Below are 20713 nucleotides of genomic sequence, written 5' to 3' on the forward strand. Positions count from 1 at the left end.
CCTGCCGCGTGACAACGCAGCAGGCTATTCGAAAGTCAGTAATCGCTCAGCAACTGGGCGGCGGGGTGGTGCCGCCCGGAAGGTATCAGCGGGCCGAGGCCAGCTCTTGTTGGACGCTGGCGACGGTACGTGGCCAAGGTTTACCAGCCTGGACCTTCGCTGGCAAGTTCTTGATTGCCGCAACCGCTGCGTCGCGGTTGGCGAAGTTGCCATAAGTGACTACGTACAGCGGCTTGCCCTGCAGGTTTTTCTTGAAGTAGCGATAGTCGCCACCCTGGGCCTTGACGAACGCCTGGGCCGAAGCCTCGGAGCTGGTACCCAGGATCTGCACCACGTAATTGCCCGGTTTCTGCCCGGCGTACCAGCCGCTGTTGCCGCTGCCACCGGCTGCCGGCTTCTCGACAGGTTTGGCGGCCGGCTTGGCCACGGCGACCTGGGTCGGCGCTGGTGCAGGTTTGGCTGGCGCAACCGGCTTGGCAGGCTGGGTTGCGACAGGTTTTGGTGCAGGTGCAACCGGCTGCGGTTGCGGCTGTACCGGCTGGGCCGGCGCCGTGGCTACAGGCTGGGCAGGTACCGGTGCCGGGCCCGCCGGCACACCTTGCGGCGGTGCGATGGTGGTCACGGTTGGGGGCGGGTTGCCTGGCTGCAGGGCGGTATCACCGGCCGGGCTGCCCTCTTCACCCTCACCCATGCCCGCGGCCTGGGCCAACGGCTCGCGCATCACCGGTTGCGACTGGCCAACCAGCGGCAGCGGCATCGGCTGGGACGAACCCGAGAACTCGATGGCTGGGTTGCCACCATTGGCCTGGCCCTCGCCAAGCGGCAACTGGGCCTGGGCGGCCGGCGCTTCGGCAGGCGCCTTGTCACCTTTCTTCGGCATCAACACCGCGGCCGCAACGGCGACCACAACCACAGCGGACAGCGCGAGCACATGTTTTTTAGGCATCTTGAACCCCATGGATGGTCGCTTGGCCGTCGAACGGCTGGCGATCATGGCTTCGATCAAAGTGTCACGGGCGACCTGGTTGATGTTGCCAGGCCAGCCGTCAGAGTTTTCATGGATATCGACGATCTGTTCACGGCTGAACACCTCGATGCCCCGGCCAGCACCTTCCAGGCGCTGCTCCAGGTACTCGCGGGTTTCTTCTTCACTGTAGGGGGCGAGTTCGATGATGTGGAAGCGTTCTTCCTCGATATTGATCTCGTCCAGCCCGGCAATCAGCGACGGCTCACCGAACAGGAACACATGCGGGCGCCCTTCCGGCACACCCGCCGCCAATTCCAGCAACGCTTGGAGTGCCGACTCGTCGAGTTGTTCCGCATCGTCCACCAGCAAGTACACTTCCTGGCCGGTCAGTGCCAGTTGCACCACCTTGGCCAGGATCGCCTGCATTTCGGCTTCGGCCACATCCAGGCTCTGCGCGACCTGGCCGAGTACGCTGGCGGCATCGCTGGCGCCACGGGCGGACACCACCACGCTCTGCACCGCCTGCTTGTTGGTACTGGCCACCAGGGCCTGGCGCAGCAGGGTCTTGCCGCTGCCCAGCGGGCCGGTGACAACCAGCATCAGCTGGCTGTAGCGCGCCAGGTGGTGCAGTTGGCCGAGCACGGGCTTGCGCTGGGCCGGGAAGAACTTGAAGCCGGGCACGCGGGGCGCGAACGGATCGTGGCTCAACTGGTAATGGTCGAGAAAGGCCTCATCGGCATGCAAACTGGTCATTGCGCTGTCACAACCTCAAAGCTGGGCCACGATCGCGCGGTAATCCGCCGACAACGTGGCCTGTAGAATCTCTTTCGGATAGTCGTCGGTCACCACGGCCTCGCCCATCTGGCGCAGCAGCACCAGACGCAGACGGCCGTCGAGCACCTTCTTGTCGACCGCCATGTGCTCCATGAAATGCGCCGGGGTCATTTCCTGTGGTGGCACCACCGGCAAACCTGCGTCCTGCAACAGGCGGATTCCGCGATCGCGCTCGGTCTGGTCGATCCAGCCAAGGCGCATGGACATCTCCAGGGCCATCACCGTGCCCGCCGCCACGGCTTCGCCGTGCAGCCACACGCCGTAACCCATGTGGGTCTCGATGGCATGCCCGAAGGTATGCCCCAGGTTCAGCGTGGCGCGTACGCCAGATTCGCGCTCGTCGGCACCCACCACCGCGGCCTTTGCCGCACAGGAGCGGCGGATGGCTTCGGTCAACGCCACCGGGTCGAGGGCACGCAGCGCCTGCATATTGTCCTCGAGCCAGGCGAGGAACGGCTTGTCGCAGATCAGGCCGTACTTGATCACTTCGGCCAGGCCTGCGGACAGCTCGCGCGCTGGCAGGGTCTTGAGGCTGGTGGTATCGATCAGCACCGCATTGGGCTGGTAGAACGCACCGACCATGTTCTTGCCCAGCGGGTGGTTGATGCCGGTCTTGCCGCCAACCGAAGAGTCGACCTGGGACAGCAAGGTGGTCGGCACCTGGATGAAGTCGACGCCGCGCTGATAGCAGGCGGCAGCGAAGCCGGCCATGTCACCGATCACGCCGCCCCCCAGGGCGACCACGGTGGTGCGGCGGTCGTGCCGTGCAGTCAGCAGGCCATCGAAGATCAGTTGCAGGGTTTCCCAGTTCTTGTGGGCTTCGCCATCGGGCAATACCACCGGCAGCACCGAATAGGCACCCAGGGTCTTGCTCAGGCGTTCGAGATACAGGGGCGCGACGGTCTCGTTGGAAACGATGGCAACCTGCCGCCCGGCGATGTGCGGCGCCAGCAGCTCGGGCTGGTCCAGCAGGCCTTCGCCAATGTAGATCGGGTAGCTACGCTCGCCCAGGTCGACCTTTAGTGTCTGCATGTATCCCCACAATGTACTTGGGCGCGGCGCCGTTCAGGCACCCGCGCGGTAACGTTGAACCTCGCCTCGGCGCTGGTGGCCGAGAATAGTCCCGGGCTAACGGGGCGGCAACTGCTGCAAGCGCTCGAGAATATCGATCACCACCATGCGTGGCGGCCGCTCGTCGGTTTCCACCACCAGGTCGGCGATCTCGCGGTAGAGCGGGTCGCGGGTTTCCAGCAGGGCGCGCAAGGTCGCCTCGGGATTGCCGGTGCGCAGCAGGGGGCGATTGCGATCACGCGCGGTGCGGCCAACCTGCTGTTCCACCGAAGCATGCAGGTAGATCACCCGGCCACCCTGGTGCAGGGCCTGGCGGTTGGCTTCGCGCATTACCGCGCCACCGCCGGTCGCCAGGACCACGCCGTCGAGTGCGCACAGCTCGGCGATCATCGCCTGCTCGCGGTCACGGAAACCCGGCTCGCCTTCCTTGTCGAAAATCCACGGGATGTTGGCGCCGCATCGCAGTTCGATTTCCTTGTCGGAATCCTTGAACAGCAGGCGCAGCTCTTTGGCCAATAGGCGTCCGATGGTGCTTTTACCAGCGCCCATGGGCCCCACAAGTATCAAATTTCGCACAGAATCAACGACTCACAGCAATCGCCTGGTCACTCATGATACGCGGAGTCAGGAAGACCAGCAGCTCGGATTTTTTCTCTTGTAATGCATCGCGTCGAAACAGCCGCCCAACATACGGCAGATCGCCGAAAAATGGCACCTTGTCGACCACATTGTTTTGCGAAGTCGAGTACACGCCACCAATCACGATCGTTTCACCGTCCACCACGCGAACCTTGGCATTGACCTCGTTCTTGCGGATCGGCGGTACGTTGTTCAAGGCATTGACGTAATCCGGCTCGTCCTTGGTCACCCTGACGGTCATGATCACCTTGTTGTCCGGGGTGATCTGCGGGGTCACCTCCAGCGACAGCGAGGCTTCGCGGAACGCTACCGAGGTAGCGCCGCTCTTGCTGGTTTCCTGGTACGGCACCTCGGTACCCTTGAGGATCCTGGCCGTTTCCTTGTCGGCCGTGACCACCTTGGGCTGCGAGATGATTTCGCCGTTGCCGCTCTTTTCCATGGCACTGAGCTCCAGGTCGAGCAGCACGTCGCCACGCAGCAGGCCCAGGCCGATACTGCCGCCCACCCGCTCCACCCCGAGGTCGACGAACAGGTCCTTGCCCGGCAGCGGGTCTTCAACGTAAAGCGGCCCACCCCAGCGCACCCCCAGGCTTTTTTCGTAATCGACGTTGGCCTCGACGATACGCGCCTCGATCGCCACCTGGCGCACCGGTACGTCCAACTGCGCCACCAGTTGCCTCAGCTCGGCAAGGCGGTCGGCCGGCAGGTGTACCACCAGCGTATTGGTGCGCTCGTCGACACTAAGGCTGCCCCGACCGGTGAGGATGCCGTCATCCGCCAGGCTCGCCAGCAGCAGCTCCGCCAGTTCGCCAGCCTTGGCGTGATGGATGGGCAACAGCTCCCGGCGCAACGGCTGCAACTGCGCATCCAGCGCCTGGCCCACACGGGCATCGACAGACTGCGCGGCAAACTCGGCCGCAGGCGCCACCAGCAGCACATTGCCCTCCTGGCGTCGGGCCAGGCCCTTGCTGCGTAGCACCAGGTCCAGCGCCTGATCCCATGGCACATCCTGCAAGCGCAAGGTGACGCTACCCTGCACGGCATCGCTGGCGACCAGGTTGACGCCAGCATAGTCAGCCAGCACCTGCAGCACCGAGCGCACTTCCACATCCTGGAAGTTCAGCGACAGTGGTTCACCCTGATAAGGCGTCGCCGACGCCAGCGGGACCGGTAGCAGGGCTGCCAGCATCCATCTCATCAATGTTTTCATCGTCGTCCGGGGCCTCCTTGCCCAGGTGCTTTGCGAGTGTGATGAACGCCGTGCGTTCATGCCACACCCCTGCCATGAACAGCCGTTCGCGCACTTCGACCTGGGTTTGATCAACCCTCGCCACCACCCCCTGGTCACGCCCGACCCGGTCCCCAGGGCGCACGCGATAGAGCCTGCCGGCCGCCATCAGCAGTGCTTCGTGTTCCGCCCCACGCGACAGGCTGCCGACCATCTCCAGTTGCGCCAAAGGCACGTCGGCCAACCCGCTGCCCGTCAATCGCGTCGCCCCAGGCGCAAACGGGTCGACCGGGGGCGCTGCCGTCACGCCCCTGGCCGGCATGCGCGCAAGCATCGCAGGCTCCGGCACTGGCGCCAGCGCCTGATAGGCATCAACCCGCAACTGCAGGCGCAGCAGGCCAGGCTTGCCATCGGCTGCAGCCAGCTGCAGGTCACCGCTGCGCAGCACACGCGCCTGGCCCAACCAGTCGCCCAGCCACTGGCGCAAGGCCGCGTATTGCCCCACCACCTGTAGCTCCAGCGGTACCTTGCGAAAGCCAGCCTGTTGTTCGTCTTCATGTACATCGAAGCGCTCGATGAGCAAGCCATGCGCATGCCCCGACGCTGCCAGGCGCTCGAGCAGGTCGCTCATGCCCTCCCCGGCCGCCAGGTGCCAGTACGCCTCCCGCAAGCGTCGCTCGGCAATGGCCACAGACGCCTGGAGCTGCTCCAGTTCGGCCAGCTGCACCGCGCCGGCTGAATGCTGTTCGTGCAACTCGGCGTGCCGGGCCTCCTCCTGCGCATGCTGCTGCAGCGCTGCCGGGAGACGTATGGCGCAGCCCAGGCCGAACAACGCCAAGGCCACCAGCACTGGCGCCAGCTGCCTGAAGCGGCTGGAGCGCTCGGCCATGGCCAGCCAGCCGAGCACCTGTGCAGCATTCACGACCAGAACGCCGAAACGCGCGCACCCAGCAGGAATTCATCGCCGCCCGGCAGGCTCCTGATGCGCTTGAGCTCCAGACCAACCAGCGCACTCGAGCGGCTCAGGTCCCGCATGAACTGCGCGACCACGGCACCGGACGTGGCCAGCCCGGTCATCTGCAGGCTGCCGTCTTCCAGGCTGAGGTCGAGCAGTTGCACACCCACTGGCAGCGCCCGCTCGAGGTCAGCGAACACCCCGGCCAGCACATCCTGGTTGGCACGCAGGCCTTCCAGCGCCACCGCACGTGCCAGTAGCGCCTCATGCTGCGCACGCACATCGGCCAGCGGCTGCAATTGTTCGCCCAACACCTCAAGGGCCGCCTGGTGGCGGATATTGGCCAGCGCCTGCTGCTGCCCGCGCTGGCGGGCCAGCTGGTCGACCAGCGTCACGCCACACAGGGCCAGCAGCGCGCCGGCGACCAGTCGCCTGCGGAAAGACCGCAACGCAGCCTGGCGTTGCCGTTCGCGCCAGGGCAGAAGGTTCAGCCGCATCATCGGCGCAACCCTCCGAGAGCCAGGGCGCACGCCAGGATCATCGCGCCATCGACGTGTTCCACGCGCGCCAGCTCGGATACCAGGCGACACGGCAGGTTCAACCGGGAGCCGAGGCTCTGCAACTGGCCCGGTTCGATCGGAGAACGGCTGGCGATCAACAGGCAATCGGGCAAAGGCCCACCGGCGAGCAAGGCCAGCAGGCGCTCCGGCAACGCCCCCGCTATCGTCGACAGCCCCAGGTTCAGCTCACGCCGTTGCTGAGGCCGACCCGACTGCCAGCCATGAAGGGTGGTGCTTTGGGCCTCGATGCGCAGCAGCGCCGAGCTTTGGTGCCTGCCCAGCGGCAGCATGCGCCCCAAGGCAATGCTGTCGACCTCCACGGCCTCCAGTTGCAACCCGGCCTCCTCGACGATGCCCTCAAGTGGCGCCAGTGCACTCTGTCGACACGCAGCCACCATCACCTCGGCGCAGCCTGGCTGAACGCTAGAGCCTCCCAGGACCTGAAAATCCAGGGCCAGGTCTTCCAGCGGAAATGGAAACAGCCGTTCGGCGTCAGCCAGCAGCTGCGCCTCCATTTCTGCCCCGCCCTGTTCCACTGGCAGGTGGCACAGCTTGCAGATCACCTGGTTGCCCGGCAGTGCCAGCGCGACCCGGCGCTGCCTGAGGCCGCTGCGTCGGTAGGCGCGCCTCAAGGCAGCCGCCACGGCACCAGGCTCTGCCGCCCAGTCACTGCCAGCCGGTGATTCGAACGGCTCTTGTACCGAGGCAAGCACCCGGCAGCGCCGGTTACGCCGCTGCAGTTGCACAATCCGAACGGAGTCGGGGGCAATTTCCACCCCCACGAGTGAACCGGCATCCTTGCCGAAGCGTCCTAGCATCGTGGCATCCTTGTTGTCTGTCGCCGCCATCTGTCGCGGCTACCTGCCCCAACCCCGCGTCAACACTAGGCCGCGCCGGCCCATCGAGGCGACGGGCAGCCTGGCCGGTAACCCGGAGAGGCGAAAAAATGCTTATAATGCCCAGCGTTTTTTGGTCCGCCGGACCTGCGTGCAATCCACTCCCAACCTGGACACCGAAAAGCCTTGATACGTCTGCTGAAGTTCTTCTGGTGGTCTTCCGTCGCAGTCATTTGCGCGCTCGTACTCGGTGTGAGCGGTGCGTTTCTGTATCTTAGCCCCAGCCTGCCCTCGGTCGAGTCGCTCAGAAGCATCCAGTTGCAGATCCCCCTCAGGGTGTACAGCAGCGACGGCAAGCTGATTGCCGAGTTCGGCGAAATGCGCCGCTCGCCGATCCGCTTCGCGGAAATTCCCCCACAATTCATCCAGGCGCTTCTGTCGGCCGAGGACGACAATTTCCTCAACCACTATGGTGTCGACCCCAGCAGCCTGATGCGCGCCGCGACCCAGCTGGTGAAAACCGGCCATATCCAGACCGGCGGCAGTACCATCACCATGCAGGTGGCGAAGAACTTCTTCCTCACCAGCGAGCGCAGCTTCTCGCGCAAGACCAACGAGATTCTGCTGGCCCTGCAGATCGAGCGCGAGCTGACCAAGGACGAGATCCTCGAGCTGTACGTGAACAAGATCTACCTGGGCAACCGCGCCTACGGTATCGATGCCGCCGCGCAGGTGTACTACGGCAAGTCGATCCGCGACGTGAGCCTGGCGCAGATGGCGATGATCGCCGGCCTGCCCAAGGCACCCTCGCGCTTCAACCCGCTGGCCAACCCGGTGCGCGCCAAGGAGCGCCGCGACTGGATCCTCGGCCGCATGTACAAGCTGGGCAAGATCGACGAAGCCAGCTACCAGGCAGCCCTGGCCGAGCCGCTCAACGCCAGCTACCACGTGCCCACGCCTGAAGTGAATGCACCTTACATCGCCGAAATGGCCCGCGCCGAAATGGTCGGCCGCTACGGCAGCGACGCCTACACCGAAGGCTTCCGCGTCACCACCACGGTGCCCAGCGACATGCAGGAAATGGCCAACAAGGCCATCCTCAACGGCCTCTCCGACTACGACGAGCGCCACGGCTACCGCGGCCCCGAAGCACGCTTCCCGGGCCGCACCCAGGCGGCCTGGCTGCAGGAACTGGGCAAGCAGCGCAGCCTTGGCGGCCTGGAGCCGGCCATCGTCACCCAGGTCGAAAAAACCGGCCTCAAGGTGCTGACCCGCAGCGGCCAGGAAGAGCTGGTGGCCTGGGACACCATGAAATGGGCCCGCCCGTTCATCAATAGCAACTCCCAGGGCCGTGCGCCGCAGTCGCCGGCAGACGTGGCCCAGGTCGGCGACCTGGTGCGCCTGCAGCGCCTGGAAGATGGCAAGTTCAAGTTCAGCCAGGTACCTGGCGCGCAGAGTGCGCTGGTCACCCTCGACCCTTACAACGGCGCCATCCGCGCCCTGGTCGGCGGTTTCTCGTTCGAGCAGAGCAACTACAACCGTGCCATGCAGGCCAAGCGGCAGCCGGGCTCGAGCTTCAAACCGTTCATCTACAGCGCCGCCCTGGACAGTGGCTACACCGCATCCAGCCTGGTCAACGACGCACCGATCGTGTTCGTCGACGAGTATCTGGACAAGGTCTGGCGACCGAAGAACGACACCAACACCTTCCTTGGCCCGATCCGCATGCGCGAAGCGCTGTACAAGTCGCGCAACCTGGTGTCGATCCGCCTGCTGCAGGCCATGGGCGTGGACCGCACCATCGACTACATCGCCAAGTTCGGCTTCAACAAGCAGGACCTGCCGCGCAACCTGTCGCTGGCACTGGGCACCGCCACCCTGACCCCGATGGAAATCGCCACAGGCTGGAGTACTTTCGCCAACGGCGGCTACAAGATCACCCCGTACCTGATCGATCGCATCGAAAGCCGCAGCGGCGAGACGTTGTTCACCGCCAACCCGGCCCGGGTACCGCAAGGTGCCGAGGACCAGGCAGGTGTGGCCGCGCCCGAACAGCCGATCAGCACCGCCGCCATGCCGGGCGAGGCACCCGCAGCCTTCAGCCAGGTGGCGCCTGCACCGCAGGCGCCGGCCGTGGCCGAGCAGATCATCGACGGGCGCACCACCTACATCCTCACCAGCATGCTGCAGGACGTGATCAAGCGCGGTACCGGCCGCCGGGCGCTGGCCCTGGGCCGCACCGACCTGGCAGGCAAGACCGGTACCACCAACGAGTCCAAGGACGCCTGGTTCTCCGGCTACAACGCCGACTACGTGACCACCGTGTGGGTCGGTTTCGACCAGCCCGAAACCCTTGGTCGCCGCGAGTACGGCGGCACCGCGGCACTGCCGATCTGGATGAGCTTCATGGGCGCGGCGCTCAAGGACAAGCCTGCGCATGCGCCGGCAGAGCCGGAAGGCATCCTCAGCCTGCGCGTCGACCCGGTCAGCGGCCGTGCCGCTTCGCCGAGCACACCGAATGCCTACTTCGAGCTGTTCAAGGCCGAAGACTCGCCGCCGTCGGTGGACGAACTGGGCACTGGCGCAGCACCGGGCAGCCCGTTGCCGGCGGATGAAGCGGCGCCGATGGATCTGTTCTAAGAGCCCTCGAAGGCAACACCGACCCTGTGGGAGCGGGCATGCCCGCGAACACCGGCGTAGCCGGTGCCAGCCTCCGCGTTGGATTCTTCGCGGGCACGCCCGCTCCCACAAAGGCCGCGCCAACCCCACCGGCAAACAAAAAGCCCCGGCTCATACGAGCCGGGGCTTTTTTGTGTCGCCAGGCAGCAATCAGCCTTTGAACACGTCATCCACGCTGGTCAGCGGGTAGTGCTTCGGATACGGCAGGGTAGCCACGCCGGATTCGATGGCGGCCTTGGCCACAGCGTCGGAAACGACGGTGATCAGGCGAGCGTCCAGCGGCTTCGGAATGATGTACTCACGGCCAAATTCCAGAGCCTGTACGCCGTAGGCGTCGCACACTTCCTTCGGCACTGGCAGCTTGGCCAGGTCTTTCAGGGCGATGGCGGCGGCGATCTTCATTTCTTCGTTGATGCGCTTGGCGCGAACGTCCAGGGCACCACGGAAGATGAACGGGAAGCCCAGTACGTTGTTGACCTGGTTCGGGTAGTCGGAACGACCGGTAGCCATGATCACGTCGCTGCGAGTGGCGTGCGCCAGCTCTGGCGAGATTTCCGGGTCCGGGTTCGAGCAGGCGAACACGATCGGGTTGGCAGCCATCGACTTCAGGCCTTCGGCGCTCAGCAGGTTCGGGCCGGACAGGCCTACGAACACGTCGGCACCGTCGAGGGCGTCAGCCAGGGTGCGCTTGTCGGTGGCGTGGGCGAACTGCGCCTTGTACTGGTTCAGGTCGTCACGGCCAGCGTGGATCACGCCGCTGCGGTCGATCATGTAGATGTTCTCGACCTTGGCACCCATGCTCACCAGCAGCTTCATGCAGGAGATGGCGGCAGCGCCGGCACCCAGGCAGACGATCTTGGCGTCTTCCAGCTTCTTGCCGGCGATTTCCAGGGCGTTGATCATGCCGGCCGCGGTGACGATGGCGGTACCGTGCTGGTCATCGTGGAATACCGGGATGTCGCACTGTTCGATCAGGGTGCGCTCGATTTCGAAGCACTCAGGCGCCTTGATGTCTTCGAGGTTGATGCCACCGAAGGTGATCGAGATGCGGCGAACGGTGTCGATGAACGCCTGCGGGCTTTCCGATTCCACTTCGATGTCGAACACGTCGATACCGGCGAAACGCTTGAACAGAACACCCTTGCCTTCCATGACCGGCTTGGAAGCCAGTGGGCCGAGGTCACCCAGACCGAGGATGGCGGTGCCATCGGAAATCACCGCAACCAGGTTGCCTTTGCCGGTGTATTTGTAAGCCAGCTCTGGATCACGGCCGATTTCACGCACGGGCTCAGCAACACCTGGGCTGTAGGCCAGGGCGAGGTCACGGGCGGTGGCGGTGGGCTTGGAGAGTTCGACGCTCAGTTTCCCCGGACGAGGTTGAGCGTGATATTCGAGAGCGGCGGTTTTCAGGTCTGACATGGTGGGCATTCCGCTATTTACTGTTCTGACGGACCGCCGAGGATACGCAAAGAGCCGGGGAGCCACAAGACTGGTCGGTCACTTGTGTCAAGGCCTTTAGCCTACGACTTTACGCTATAACCCACGGGGCATACGGCTAACAGTGTGTACAATCCAATAGCGAAATGTCTACATCTTTTAGCCTGAAATGCGCTCCAACATGCTCGGATCGGTCAACGGCAACAGCCAGCGTCGCTGCCCGGGCTTGAGGCCGCCCTTGCGGGAACGATCCAGCACCCAGCCACGCGCCTCGACTTGGCGTCCCTTGAGGTTATCGAAGAAGCTGGCGGGGAAGTTGCGCTGCAGACGAGCGGGAACCTGCAGCACCACCGCACCGTCCAGGTTCAGCCAGACCCCGCCACGGTTGCGCTCCACGCCTTCGATGCGGCCCGCAATGACCGCGAAACCCGACTGCCGGACATCCCCGGCACGCACCACCGGCGAACGACGCCACAGCCCGGAGCCAGCCTTGCGCGCAGCCTGCTCGGCAAGCTGCTGGCAAGCGCTGAGGCGTACATTGGGGGCAACCGCGACGCGATAGCCCAAGCCCTCACTGAGCAGCTGTGCTTCGATATTGTCGCCATTGCGGCCATAGATATGCGCCAGCGTGCGGCCGTATTTGTCCTTGGACTCGACGCCCGGCTCCAGCCCGACACGCCCGTCGCTGGCCTTGACCAAGGCCTGCAAACGCTGCCTGGCGGCCTCGGCATAGGGCTCGCTGGTGCGCCCGTTACGGCCGATTTCCGGGGCATTGATGCCGATCAGTCGCACGCTGCGGCCATCGACCAGACGCAAGGTATCGCCATCGACCACCTGGCGCACCGCCACCTGCTGAGGGCTGCCTGGTAGCGGGCAGAACGCCAGGGCCGGGAAATGCCAGATGACGCCCATAAAAAAGGCGCCCACAAGGGGCGCCTTTTTTTGCAGCAATGCGAAACCCGAGGGGTTCGCCATGCGCATGATTACTTCTTGGTACCGAACATACCGAAGCGATCGGCGAACTTCTGTACGCGACCACCGGTGTCCAGGACTTTCTGCTTACCGGTGTAGAACGGGTGGCACAGGTTGCAAACGTCGATCGCCAGGGTGCTGCCCAGGGTCGAACGGGTTTCAAACTTGTTGCCGCAGCTGCAGGTGACTGCAACTACTTCGTAGTTCGGATGAATATCTGCTTTCATGGTCACTTCCTCGAGCTGCGTGCCGCCACCCAACACCAATTGTTGAATACCGCACGTAATTAGGCGGCGAATAATACCAGAGCATCACGCCAACGCAAGTTGTCGCTTGCACCGACCGTCGTCTGCTAGGCTCGCCAGTCTTTGAAACGCCCTCCGAGACTTTCCGCGTGTCCGACGTCATCCTGCGCCTTGCCCTGCCCTCCCCGCTGCGTCGCCTGTTCGACTACAAGGCGCCGGCAAGCATGGCGCGCCAGGCCTTGACCCCGGGCATGCGCATTCGCGTGCCATTCGGCCGCCGCGAAATGATCGGCGTGCTGGTGGAGGTGTGCGAGCAGAGCGAAGTACCCGCCGACAAGCTCAAGCCGGCCAGCGCCCTGCTCGACCCGGTGTCGCCGATCCCGCCGTCGCTGTTCAAGTTGTGCCTGTGGACCGCCCAGTACTACCAGCACAGCCTGGGTGACACCCTGAGCTGGGCCTTGCCGACCCTGCTGCGCCAGGGCGAACCCGCCGAGATGCGCCAGGAGCGCTTCTGGCACGTCGCCCCCGGCGCCCGCCTGGAAGACCCGCGCATCGCCCGCGCACCACGCCAGCGCGATGCCCTCAAGACCCTGGCCCAGCACCCGCACGGCGTGGCCCACAGCCTGTTGGCCAAGCTCAACCTGAACAAGGACAGCCTCGACCTGCTGCTGGCCAAGGACCTGGTGCAGATCGAGGTCCGCCGCCACTTGCCGTCGCTGCGCCACGAACACTGGCTGGCACAGCCGGAACTGCCGCTCAACGAAGAGCAACGCGACGCCTTCGACGCCGTGCGCGAAGGCTTTGGCGGCTTCGGCGCCTTCCTGCTGGCCGGTGTCACCGGCAGCGGCAAGACCGAGGTGTACCTGCAGCTGATCCGCGAAACACTGGAAGCCGGCAAGCAGGCCCTGGTGCTGATCCCGGAGATCAACCTCGGCCCGCAGACCCTGGCCCGCTTCGAGCAACGCTTCAACGCCCGCATCGCCCTGCTGCATTCGGCGGTGAACGACCGCGAACGCCTGGATGCCTGGCTGGCAGCCCGGGACGGCGAGGCCGACATCATCATCGGCACCCGCTCGGCGCTGTTCACGCCGATGAAGAATCCCGGCCTGATCATCATCGACGAGGAGCACGACGGTTCCTATAAACAGCAGGAAGGCCTGCGCTACCACGCCCGCGACCTGGCGCTGGTGCGCGCCCACCAGGAAAACGTCCCGATCCTGCTCGGTTCTGCCACGCCATCGCTGGAAACCCTGCACAACGCCCTGACCGGCCGCTACCGCCTGCTGCGCATGAACCAGCGCGCCGGCGGTGCCCGCCCGCCACGCATGCTGCGCCTGGATGTGAAGAGCCTGCCGCTGGACAGCGGCATCAGCGGCCCACTGCAGCAGGCCATCCGCCAAACCCTGGAAGCGGGCCAGCAAGTACTGGTGTTCCTCAACCGCCGCGGTTTCGCCCCGACCTTGCTGTGCCACGATTGTGGCTGGCTGTCCGAATGCCCGCGCTGCGATGCGCGCATGACCGTGCACCAGCGCTCCGGCGTGCTGCGTTGCCACCATTGCGGCTATGACGAGCGCCTGCCGCAGCAGTGCCCGCAGTGCAACCACGTTGACCTGCGCCCGGTCGGCGCCGGCACCGAGCGTGCCGAGGAACGCCTGAAAGTGCTGTTCCCGGATTACCCGATCCTGCGTGTGGACCGCGACAGCACGGCGCGCAAGGACGCCATGCACAACCTGTTCAGCACCATCCAGCGCGGCCAGCCGAGCATCCTCGTCGGCACCCAGATGCTCGCCAAGGGCCATCACTTCCCGCGGGTGACCCTGGTGGCCATCCTCGATGCCGATGGCGGGCTGTTCTCCGGCGATTTCCGCGCCAGCGAACGCATGGCGCAGCTGATCGTGCAGGTTGCCGGGCGGGCCGGGCGGGCCGAGGAACCCGGCAAGGTCATCATCCAGACCCACCTGGCCGACCATCCGCTGCTGGTGCAGCTTACCGAGCAGGGCTACTTCGCCTTCGCCGAGCAGGCCCTGGACGAACGCCGCGCCGCCGGGCTGCCGCCTTACTCGCACCTGGCGCTGCTGCGCGCCGAAGCGCACAAGCCCGGGCAGGCCGAAGGTTTCCTCGACGAGGCCTGCGCCGCCGCCGAGCGCCTGGTGGCCGAACAGCGCCTGCCCGGCATCGAGTTGCTGGGGCCGGTGCCAGCACCGATGGAGCGCCGCGCAGGGCGCTTCCGCGCGCAACTGTTGATACAGGCCAATACGCGGGCGCCTTTGCATCGACTGATCAGCGCCTGGTTGCTAGTGTTGGAGCAGATGCCGAGCGGGCGCCAGGTGCGGTGGTCGCTGGATGTCGACCCGGTAGACCTGTACTGAATCGACCGGCCTCATCGCCGGCAAGCCAGCACCCACAGGTTGCGCGCGCTCTTCTGTGGGAGCTGGCTTGCCGGCGATGAGGCCCTCGAACACAACATGGAACCCTTGATGGTTGCACCCCAAAGGTTGGCAACCCGCCCCCAGCCACGGATAATGCCCAGTTTTTCCACCTGCGCATCCAAGCGCTCCACCGCGCTTGCGGTCGAAAAGAGATCCCCATGAAAGACACCATTCGCCAGCTGATCCAGCAAGCCCTCACCCAACTCGTCACCGACGGTGTGCTGCCTGAAGGGCTGTCGCCGGCGATCCAGGTGGAAAACGCCCGGGACAAGACCCACGGCGACTTCGCCAGCAACATCGCCATGATGCTGGCCAAGCCGGCCGGCATGAAGCCGCGCGACCTGGCCGAGAAACTGATCAATGCCCTGCCGGCCAGCGCCGACATCAGCAAGGTCGAGATCGCCGGCCCCGGCTTCCTCAACTTTTTCCAGAACACCGACGCCCTGGCCAACCGCCTGGATGCCGCACTGGCCGACGCCCACCTGGGCGCGCGCAAGGCCGGCCCTGCGCAAAAGGTTGTGATCGACATGTCGGCACCCAACCTGGCCAAGGAGATGCACGTCGGCCACCTGCGTTCGACCATCATCGGTGACAGCGTGGCGCGCGTGCTGGAGTTCCTCGGCGATGACGTGATCCGCCAGAACCACGTGGGCGACTGGGGCACCCAGTTCGGCATGCTGCTGGCCTACCTGGAAGAAAACCCGATCACCAGCGACGAGCTGTCGGACCTGGAAAACTTCTACCGCGCCGCCAAGAAACGCTTCGACGAATCCGAAGAATTCGCCACCCGCGCCCGCGGCCTGGTGGTCAAGCTGCAGGCCGGCGACCCGGACTGCATGGCCCTTTGGACGCGCTTCAAGGACATTTCGCTGTCGCACTGCCAGAAGACCTACGAGCTGCTCAACGTCAAACTGACCATGGCCGACGTGATGGGTGAAAGCGCCTACAACGACGACCTGGCCAACGTGGTCGCCGACCTCAAGGCCAAGGGCCTGCTGGTCGAAGACCAGGGCGCACAGTGCGTGTTCCTCGACGAGTTCAAGAACAGCGAAGGCGAACCTCTGCCGGTTATCGTGCAGAAGGCCGACGGCGGCTATCTGTACGCCACCACCGACCTGGCTGCCGTGCGCTACCGCAGCAACGTGCTCAAGGCAGACCGCGCCCTGTACTTCGTCGACCAGCGCCAGGCCCTGCACTTCAACCAGGTGTTCGAAGTTGCACGCCGCGCAGGCTTCGTCGGCCACCCGATGCAGATGGAGCACATGGGCTTCGGCACCATGAACGGCGCCGATGGCCGCCCGTTCAAGACCCGTGACGGCGGCATCGTGAAGCTGATCGACCTGCTCACCGAGGCCAAGGAGCGCGCCTACGCGCTGGTCAAGGAAAAGAACCCGAGCCTGGCCGACGAAGAGCTGCGCCACATCGGCGAAGTGGTTGGCATTGGCGCAGTGAAGTACGCCGACCTGTCCAAGCACCGCACCAGCGACTACAGCTTCAACTTCGAGCTGATGCTCAACTTCGAAGGCAACACCGCGCCTTACCTGCTGTACGCCTACACCCGCGTGGCCGGCGTATTCCGCAAACTGGGCAAGGGCTTCGATGAAGTCGACGGCAACATCGTGCTGCAGGCTGCCCACGAGCAAGACCTGGCCGCGCGCCTGGCGCAGTTTGGCGAAATCCTCAACAACGTCGCCGACAAGGGCACGCCGCACGTGCTGTGCAGCTACCTGTACGACCTGGCCGGCCTGTTCTCCAGCTTCTACGAGAATTGCCCGATTCTTGCCGCCGAAACCCCGCAGCAGCAGCAGAGCCGCCTGCGCCTGGCGGCGCTGACCGGCCGCACCCTCAAGCAAGGTCTGGAACTGCTCGGCCTGGAAACCCTGGAGCGCATGTAAGTTGGCTGCCAAGAAAAAACCCGCACCCAAACGCGGCGCCAGCCGCCAGACGGCGCCGGCCAAGCAGCCGATTCCCGGTTGGGTATGGCTGGCGGTCGGCCTGACCGTAGGCGCGTTCATCGTGTTCCTGATGAAGCTCGAGCCCGGTGGCGAAGACATCAAGCGCACCAAGCCCGAGCAGCAGAAGGCGGAGAAAGTGGCCGAAGCCGGCAAGCCGGCGCAGGCCACCCCGCAGCAGCCGGTGAAGCCGAAGTACGACTTCTACACGCTGCTGCCGGAGTCCGAGGTGATCGTGCCGCCGGAGGCCGTGCCAGAGAAGACGCCACCCGTCCCGGCCCAGCCGGTGACCCCGGTGACGCCGGCCGAAGCGGCGAAGATCGACACGGCGCGAGCCCAGGCGGCGCTGATGGGCCAGACCCCGCCACCGGCACCACCGGTGATCAAGCCGGCGGCAACCACCCAGTTCTTCCTGCAAGCCGGTTCGTTCCGCAAGCAGGCCGATGCCGACAAGGTGCGCGCGCAGATCATCCTGCTGGGCCAGTCGGTGAAGGTGGAGTCGGGCACGGTCAAGGACGAAACCTGGTACCGCGTGCTGGTGGGGCCGTTCAGCAACCGCGAGCAGCTGACCGGGGCGCAGAAGCAGCTGGCCGGGGCAGGTTTCAGCAACCTGCTGCTGCAACAGCGGCAGACCCGTCAGTAACCTGCGTTTGCGGCCCTGTGGGAGCGGCCTTGTGTCGCGAAAGGGCCGCAAAGCGGCCCCAGGATTTCAGCGGTGCTGCTGAGCATGCTGGGGCTGCTTTGCAGCCCTTTCGCGACACAAGGCCGCTCCCACAAGGGCTGTGCGTCAACCCCGCCCCGCATTCCGCTCGGAAACCTGGCTGTTCAGCGTCCAGAAGTCATACAGCACCCCCACCAGGAACAGCCCGCCGGTAAAGAAGTAGATGATCGCGGTGATCCACTTGCCCTGATACAGCCGGTGCAGCCCAAACACCCCGAGGAAGGTCAGCAGGATCCAGGCGATGTTGTAGTCAATGCGCCCGGACTGGAACCTGAGGTCGGCTTCACGGTCCATGGACGGGATCAGGAACAGGTCGATCAACCAGCCGATGCCCAGCAGGCCCAGGGTGAAGAACCAGATGGTGCCGGTTACTGGCTTGCCGTAATAGAAACGATGCGACCCGGTAAAGCCGAAAATCCATAGCAGGTAGCCAATGGTCTTGCTGTGGGTGTCGTGAAACGGCGCCCCCTGTTGATAACTGTTCATTCATAGCCCCCGTGGGTTATCCGAAAATTTTCTAAAAAAAAATGTGACTTTCTTGTCGCAGGCCGACGTACGGCACCTGGACAATCGACCAACGGATCAAAGATTGATCAAAAAGCTGTTATAAAGTTGCGCGCCCAACACATAACTATTCATAAGAGCTTCATCTATGCCGCCTTTACTCAAGACATGGCTGACCCTCTGCCTATTATTGCCCCTGGCCGCCCACGCCACCAATCGTGAGCAACGTCTTCCCAATGGTTTTACCGGCTACACCACCAATGCCTCGGTAAGACACGCACCGGTCAAGCAGACCGCGCTGCGCACCCGCCCAAGCTATGCCGCCAGCAGCCGCAGCGTGCCCGGTGCGCCGGTCGCCGCCATGTCGCCGAAGCAGAGCAGCGATGTGCTCAGCCGTGCGGTGAATGTGCTCGGCACCCCTTATGTCTGGGGCGGCAGCAGCCCGAAGAAAGGCTTCGACTGCAGCGGGCTGGTCAAATACGCCTTCAACGACGTCGCCGACGTCGACCTGCCGCGCACCTCCAATGCCATGGCCCAGGGCCACGGCGTCAAGGTAGCCAAGGGTGACCTGAAGCCAGGTGACCTGATTTTCTTCAACATCAAGAGCCGCCGGGTGAACCACGTTGCCATCTACCTGGGCAACGACCGCTTCATCCATGCTCCACGCCGTGGCAAGCGGGTAAGCATCGACACCCTGAGCAAGCCTTACTGGCAGAAGCATTACGTGGTGGCCAAGCGAGTGCTGCCGAAAGAACAGCAGCAGCTGAACCTGGCCAAGCGCTGATCTGATCGGCGCTCTCCTGTATCGGCCTCTTCGCGGGCACGCCCGCTCCCACAGGTACACCACAGCATTCGAAGGCTGTGTTATCCATGTGGGAGCGGGTTTACCCGCGAAAGGGCCAGCACAGGCACTATAGATCGCTGATCAGCCCCCTCTCCTTCAACCCTCGCATCGCCCCTTCCATCGTCCGCATCCCGTCCGCACCACCTGCCTGCATCACCGAACACAACTGCGCCATCCGCCCCTCCCGAACCAGGTTACGCACCGCTGGCGTCACCACCAGCACTTCCCGCGCAGCAACCCGCCCACCGCCCGCACGCCTGACCAGCACCTGCGCCACCACCAAGCGCAACGACTCGGCCAGCATCGCCCGCACCAGCGGCTTCTCTTCGGCAGCGAACACCTCCACCAACCGGTCAATACTGCTCACCGCCGAACGCGTATGCACGGTCGCCAGCACCAGGTGCCCAGTCTCGGCCGCTCGCAAAGCCAGGCGAATGGTTTCCAGGTCGCGCAGCTCACCGATCATGATCACATCCGGGTCCTGACGCAGGGCACTGCGCAGCCCCTGGGCGAACCCACCGCAATGGCGGCCGACCTCACGCTGGTTGACCAGGCTGCGCTGGCTACTGTGGATAACTTCGACAGGGTCTTCGAGGGTGATGATATGCAGAGCCCGATCGCGGTTCAGTTGGTCAAGCAGTGTCGCCAAGGTGCTGGACTTGCCGCTGCCGGTCGGCCCACCCACGAGGATCAAGCCATCGCTGCACTGCGCAACAGCTTGAAACACATCCCCCAGGTCGAGTTCATCGAGTGTGGCGATATGCCCCGGGATCAGGCGAAAGGTGGCCGCAGGGCCATGCAACTGGCGAAACAGGTTCAGCCGAAAGCGCCCCAGCACCGGCAATTCCAGCGCCATATCCAGCTCATCACCCTGGGCCCACTGTCGGCGCTGGTCTTCATCCAGCATGGGTGCCATGCCCTCGGTCAAGGCGGCAGGGCCCAAGGTCGGCAGGGCCATGCGCTGCAGCTCGCCATCCAGGCGCAACATCGGTATCTGGCCCGCCGCCAGGTGCAGGTCGGAAGCCCCCGCATCCACGGCCCGGGCCAACAGGTCGGTCACATCCATGAGACTCCCCAAAGGCCTTCAAGTAGGTAGAATGCCGCAAACCCCACAGCCGCCGGCATCAGTCCATGTCCACCCTAGCAGACAACCTTTCCGCTATTTCCGCCCGTATCGCCAGCGCTGCCCAGGCTGCCGGGCGTGAACCGGCCAGCGTCCAGTTGTTGGCCGTGAGCAAGACCAAGCCAGCCAGCGCCATCCGCGAGATCCACGCCGCCGGCGTGTGCGATTTCGGGGAAAACTACCTACAGGAAGCGCTGACAAAGCAGCAGGCGCTCGGCGACCTGCCCTTGATCTGGCACTTCATCGGCCCCATTCAGTCGAACAAGACCAAAGCCATCGCCGAGCATTTCGACTGGGTACATTCCGTGGACCGCCTGAAAATCGCCCAACGCCTCTCGGAGCAGCGCCCGGCCGGGCTGGCGCCACTGAACATCTGCCTGCAGGTGAACGTCAGCGGCGAAGACAGCAAATCCGGCTGCGCCCCCGCCGACCTGCCGGCCCTGGCCAAGGCGGTAGCCGCGCTGCCCAACCTGCGCCTGCGCGGGCTGATGGCCATCCCAGAACCCACTGATGACCGCGCCGCCCAGGAAGCCGCCTTTGCCACCCTGCGCCAATTGCAGGAAGGCCTTGACCTTGGCCTGGACACCCTTTCCATGGGCATGAGCCACGACCTGGAAGCGGCCATTGCACAGGGTGCGACCTGGGTGCGTATCGGTACCGCCCTGTTCGGTGCCCGCGACTACGGGCAGCCCTGATTCCATGCTTTACTCACTCTTT

18 protein-coding genes are annotated in these 20713 nt (G+C 64.7%); 6 read left to right on the forward strand and 12 right to left on the reverse strand.

What is annotated here, in order from left to right; genetic code table 11:
* Window positions 1–85 precede the first annotated feature (85 nt).
* From CAG44_RS00975 to pilM, 7 genes are all read right to left on the reverse strand, one after another.
* On the reverse strand, window positions 86–1720 hold the full coding sequence (locus tag CAG44_RS00975; RefSeq protein WP_075046643.1) for an SPOR domain-containing protein: 1635 nt from the start codon (window positions 1718–1720) through the stop codon (window positions 86–88).
* Between the two features lie 15 nt (window positions 1721–1735).
* Window positions 1736–2833, reverse strand: a complete 1098-nt coding sequence (gene aroB / locus CAG44_RS00980; protein WP_085587742.1) for a 3-dehydroquinate synthase — start codon at window positions 2831–2833, stop codon at window positions 1736–1738.
* A 96-nt stretch (window positions 2834–2929) separates the two neighbouring features.
* Window positions 2930–3448 (reverse strand): shikimate kinase AroK, encoded by a 519-nt coding sequence (gene aroK, locus CAG44_RS00985; RefSeq protein WP_085691424.1) that lies wholly within the window; start codon window positions 3446–3448, stop codon window positions 2930–2932.
* Between the two features lie 4 nt (window positions 3449–3452).
* On the reverse strand, window positions 3453–4721 hold the full coding sequence (locus tag CAG44_RS00990; protein WP_085691425.1) for a type IV pilus secretin PilQ: 1269 nt from the start codon (window positions 4719–4721) through the stop codon (window positions 3453–3455).
* Complete coding sequence (locus tag CAG44_RS00995) at window positions 4645–5646, reverse strand: pilus assembly protein PilP (protein ID WP_085587983.1); 1002 nt, start codon at window positions 5644–5646, stop codon at window positions 4645–4647. Before CAG44_RS00995 ends, CAG44_RS00990 begins: the two co-directional genes overlap by 77 nt.
* An 11-nt stretch (window positions 5647–5657) precedes the next feature.
* Entirely contained in the window at window positions 5658–6194 is a 537-nt protein-coding gene (locus CAG44_RS01000) for a PilN domain-containing protein (protein ID WP_085587737.1), read from the reverse strand.
* Complete coding sequence (gene pilM, locus CAG44_RS01005; protein WP_085691426.1) at window positions 6191–7072, reverse strand: type IV pilus biogenesis protein PilM; 882 nt, start codon at window positions 7070–7072, stop codon at window positions 6191–6193. The genes CAG44_RS01000 and pilM overlap by 4 nt, the downstream gene beginning before the upstream one ends.
* A 207-nt stretch (window positions 7073–7279) precedes the next feature.
* On the opposite strand from pilM, the gene CAG44_RS01010 reads away from it, so the two are divergent.
* A complete protein-coding gene (locus CAG44_RS01010) occupies window positions 7280–9730 on the forward strand; it encodes a penicillin-binding protein 1A (RefSeq protein ID WP_371858030.1) in 2451 nt (816 codons plus the stop codon).
* A 189-nt stretch (window positions 9731–9919) separates the two neighbouring features.
* Here CAG44_RS01010 and CAG44_RS01020 read toward each other — a convergent pair whose 3' ends face one another.
* The 3 genes from CAG44_RS01020 to rpmE form a co-directional block, all read right to left on the reverse strand.
* Window positions 9920–11188 carry a malic enzyme-like NAD(P)-binding protein gene (locus tag CAG44_RS01020; protein WP_024087853.1) on the reverse strand — a complete coding sequence of 423 codons (1269 nt, stop codon included), beginning with the start codon at window positions 11186–11188 and terminating at the stop codon, window positions 9920–9922.
* A gap of 177 nt (window positions 11189–11365) precedes the next feature.
* Complete coding sequence (locus CAG44_RS01025) at window positions 11366–12187, reverse strand: thermonuclease family protein (protein WP_025340962.1); 822 nt, start codon at window positions 12185–12187, stop codon at window positions 11366–11368.
* Window positions 12188–12189: 2 nt separating this feature from the next.
* Complete coding sequence (gene rpmE / locus CAG44_RS01030; RefSeq protein ID WP_003257833.1) at window positions 12190–12405, reverse strand: 50S ribosomal protein L31; 216 nt, start codon at window positions 12403–12405, stop codon at window positions 12190–12192.
* Window positions 12406–12572: 167 nt separating this feature from the next.
* Between rpmE and CAG44_RS01035 the strand changes: the two genes are divergently transcribed.
* From CAG44_RS01035 to CAG44_RS01045, 3 genes are all read left to right on the forward strand, one after another.
* Window positions 12573–14792: a primosomal protein N' gene (locus tag CAG44_RS01035; RefSeq protein WP_085587728.1), complete on the forward strand. Its 2220-nt coding sequence runs from the start codon at window positions 12573–12575 to the stop codon at window positions 14790–14792.
* Window positions 14793–15010: 218 nt separating this feature from the next.
* Window positions 15011–16747 carry an arginine--tRNA ligase gene (gene argS / locus CAG44_RS01040; protein WP_085691427.1) on the forward strand — a complete coding sequence of 579 codons (1737 nt, stop codon included), beginning with the start codon at window positions 15011–15013 and terminating at the stop codon, window positions 16745–16747.
* A 1-nt stretch (window position 16748) separates the two neighbouring features.
* On the forward strand, window positions 16749–17447 hold the full coding sequence (locus CAG44_RS01045) for an SPOR domain-containing protein (protein ID WP_025340965.1): 699 nt from the start codon (window positions 16749–16751) through the stop codon (window positions 17445–17447).
* A gap of 144 nt (window positions 17448–17591) precedes the next feature.
* On the opposite strand, the gene CAG44_RS01055 is transcribed toward CAG44_RS01045, so the two are convergent.
* Window positions 17592–18011 (reverse strand): TM2 domain-containing protein, encoded by a 420-nt coding sequence (locus CAG44_RS01055; protein WP_013974614.1) that lies wholly within the window; start codon window positions 18009–18011, stop codon window positions 17592–17594.
* 166 nt (window positions 18012–18177) lie between these two features.
* Between CAG44_RS01055 and CAG44_RS01060 the strand changes: the two genes are divergently transcribed.
* On the forward strand, window positions 18178–18813 hold the full coding sequence (locus tag CAG44_RS01060) for a C40 family peptidase (protein ID WP_085587723.1): 636 nt from the start codon (window positions 18178–18180) through the stop codon (window positions 18811–18813).
* A 127-nt stretch (window positions 18814–18940) separates the two neighbouring features.
* Here the strand turns inward: CAG44_RS01060 and CAG44_RS01065 are convergent, their stop codons facing one another.
* Window positions 18941–19939 (reverse strand): type IV pilus twitching motility protein PilT, encoded by a 999-nt coding sequence (locus CAG44_RS01065; protein ID WP_085691428.1) that lies wholly within the window; start codon window positions 19937–19939, stop codon window positions 18941–18943.
* Between the two features lie 65 nt (window positions 19940–20004).
* Here CAG44_RS01065 and CAG44_RS01070 point away from each other — a divergent pair, with 65 nt between their 5' ends.
* Complete coding sequence (locus tag CAG44_RS01070) at window positions 20005–20691, forward strand: YggS family pyridoxal phosphate-dependent enzyme (RefSeq protein WP_085587719.1); 687 nt, start codon at window positions 20005–20007, stop codon at window positions 20689–20691.
* Window positions 20692–20713 lie beyond the last annotated feature (22 nt).

Source organism: Pseudomonas sp. B13(2017) (assembly GCF_002113245.1).
GTDB classification, from domain to species: domain Bacteria; phylum Pseudomonadota; class Gammaproteobacteria; order Pseudomonadales; family Pseudomonadaceae; genus Aquipseudomonas; species Aquipseudomonas putida_Z.